The sequence below is a fragment of the Candidatus Margulisiibacteriota bacterium genome, from assembly GCA_041650855.1.
Lineage (GTDB): Bacteria > Margulisbacteria > WOR-1 > O2-12-FULL-45-9 > XYB2-FULL-48-7 > JALOPZ01.
In genome coordinates this window covers 1-3,047 of the sequence record JBAZKJ010000010.1, presented here as the reverse complement: position 1 = coordinate 3,047, position 3,047 = coordinate 1, and the positions used below count along the sequence as shown (strand labels likewise).

Annotated in this window: 1 protein-coding gene; it reads left to right on the top strand. The window is 56.6% G+C overall.

Features of this window, described 5'->3' with window-relative positions; genetic code table 11:
• On the top strand, positions 1-3,047 hold a 3,047-nt coding region (locus WC529_09095; protein ID MFA5114425.1), incomplete at both ends, for a hypothetical protein.

Here is a 3,047-nt window from a genome sequence, read left to right as displayed (position 1 = left end):
ATTGAACGTGATGAACGCGGCGGTGAATAATACGGTCTTGTCCTATACCCCGACCGGCATGGCCTGGAGCGCTCAAGGGGCGGGCGGTGATATGCTGAAATCGGTTTACGATGTCGCGAACAACGGCCGGGTCGACTATGTCGATAATTTAACGATCGGCCAGGTGACTTCCGGGGCGATCGCCGTGAACGCGATTACAGCCGGTAATTTAGGCACTAACGTCATTACTGCCGGCGCGATCTCAACTGGGGCGGTAACGTCCGGAGCGATCGCCATTAATTCGATTTTGGCGAGTAATTTGGGGACTAACGTCATAACGGCGGCGGCGATCTCGACCGGGGCGGTTACGGCTGGGGCGATCGCCGGCAACGCGGTCGTAACAAGCATCACTTCCCAGGGATCGGGGGCCCTACTTCGGGATAACGTTACTTTTGTCGGCGGGACCGGGATAACGCTCGGTCAAGCTGGACAGACGATCACGGTTAACGCGAGTGGTGGGGGTGGGGATATGTACAAGTCGACTTACGACGTTGGGAACAACGGTAAAGTTGATTATGTCGATAATTTGACGATCGGGCAGGTCACAACCGGCGCGATCGCGGCCAACACCATTGTCGCTTCCAGTTTGGCAACCGGCGCGGTTACGGCGGGAGCCATTGCCGGCAACGCGGTGATCACGGCGGGCGTGACCGATAACGCGATCACGGAACCGAAACTTAGCCTGATGAATAATCCAACCAATAATTATCTTTTGACCTACACGGCGACCGGCATGGCCTGGGGATCGCCGGGTGGGACCGGGACCGTGACGCAGGTTAATACCGGGAGCGGGTTGACCGGCGGACCGATCAATACGACGGGTACGGTGTCGATCGCGGCCGGCGGGATCAACGCGACCCATTTTGGGACCGGGGTGGTTACGGCTGGCGCGTTGGCCAATACGGCGGTTACTCCGGGAACGTACACCAACTCCAACATTACCGTTGACCAGCAAGGCCGCTTGACCGCGGCCGCGACCGGCGGCGCGGGAATGGTTACGGGGAGCGGCGTCGTCAATAAAGTTGCCTTTTGGACCGACGCGACATCATTGGGTGCGAACAGCAATTTCCACTGGGATAATACGAACGGTGGCTTGGCGATCGGTTCGACCGGTCTTCTTAATACGGACCGTCTTTATGTAACAACTGGCAACACCACCAATGGTTACGCGGCGGTGCGGATCGCGCATGGTGGAGCGGCGGCCGGCGGAAACAACTATGGAGTATACGTTACCAAAAGCGGGGCTTCATTGAATAATTACGGCGGCTATTTTGAGGCCGCGGGAGCGACTACCAACTATGGTGCCTATGGCTATGGTGCTGATTATGGTTTGTATGGAACTTCACCTTCTGGTATCGGCGTGGGGGCGGATGGTTCGTCTACCGGGGTCTGGGGTTCCGGAGGTTACACCGGGGTTTACGGGCGATCGGCCCTTACCGGGGTGGGTGGAGAAACCCTTGATGGCCATTTCATTGGTTACTTGGGGACAAAGTTTTATTTAGCGGGGGTCTATGGCGAGACGATCTCGACCAGCGAAGCGATCCATGGAAAGGCGAACAACGCCAATTCTACGGCTATCTTTGCCGAGCAAGCGAATGCCGGCGGCTACGCGGTCAGATCAACCGGCGGTAAAAACTATTTTCAGGGCAATACCGGAATTGGGACCTCTAATCCGCAGGCGTTGCTCCATGTCCAGGGGAATTTAAAAGTGACCGGGACGATCGAAGGGGCCAGCCCGGTGAAGATCAAGGACCAGCTTGATATCAACGGCGGGGTGAAGGTCGGCAGTAATATTTATGGGGCGCAGACCGGATTGATCGAATTTGATGGCGCTAATTTCCGCGGTTACAATGGCGCGTCCTGGGTTAATTTCGGGGCTGGATCTTTGCCCGATCTTTCCGGCTACGTTCAACTTGGTCCGACGACCGGTCAGACGACGACGGCGGCTTACGCTATCCAGGTTAAAACCACCAATGCCAGCGGGGTGGGTATTTCCGGGGAAACAACGGCCAGCTCCGGATATGGAATGTATGGCGCGAATAGCTCTACCACCGGCGGGACCGGCGGTTATTTTAAGGGTGGGACCAGACCGGCGATCGGCCGATTCTCTATTGGGGCTCTTGGGATAACCTCGACCGGTAATTATTACGGGGAACTGGGCCGGGAAGCGCCGACGACGATGGATAACTCCACCGATAGCGGCGTTTATGGTTATACCTCGACCTCAACTGGCCATGGGGTTTATGGTTTAGCTGACGCGACAACCGGCGCGGGGAACAACGGCGGTTATTTTGAGGCGGATGGCGATACCGGGACCGGTGTTTACGGTTATGGGAAGAGTTCGGCCGGCGGAAAAAACTTTGGTGTTTACGGGCGGACCGACAGCGGCAGTGGTTACGGGGTTTATGGTTCCGCTACCAGTGATGGTTTTGGCGTTTACGGTTATGTTAACGCTATGGCGATGAACAGTATCGCGTTATGCGGCGAAACTGCCGGACCGGATGGCTACGCTTTGGTGACCAGAAACGGGCCTGTTTCTTTCGAAACAGCTTCGCTCGATATTAATACGGTGCATTACATTTGGCCAAGCGCCAATCCGGGCTCTTCAACTGTTTTGACCAATGATGGAGCCGGGGCTCTTTCCTGGGAGCCGAGTGGCGGAGTTGATCTCTCCGGCTACGTCAAACTTGGCCCGACGACCGCTCAAACGACAACGGCCGCTTACGCGGTTAGGGTGAAGACGACCAACGCTTCCGGGGTTGGGATTTCCGGTGAAGCGACGACGAACGGCGCGGTTGGGGTCTATGGATTGTCGTCATACAACAATGTCAGCGGTTCGGGAAATACCGGATATGGTGTTTATGGCATGGCCAACAGTTATGGCGGGCACGGTGTCCATGGCGTGGCTTTAGCCGGAGATGGGGCCGACAATATTGGTGTTTACGGTTACGCGAATGGCAATCAGGGCTGGGGGGTAGTCGGGAAATCAATTAATGGGCCGAGTGGCG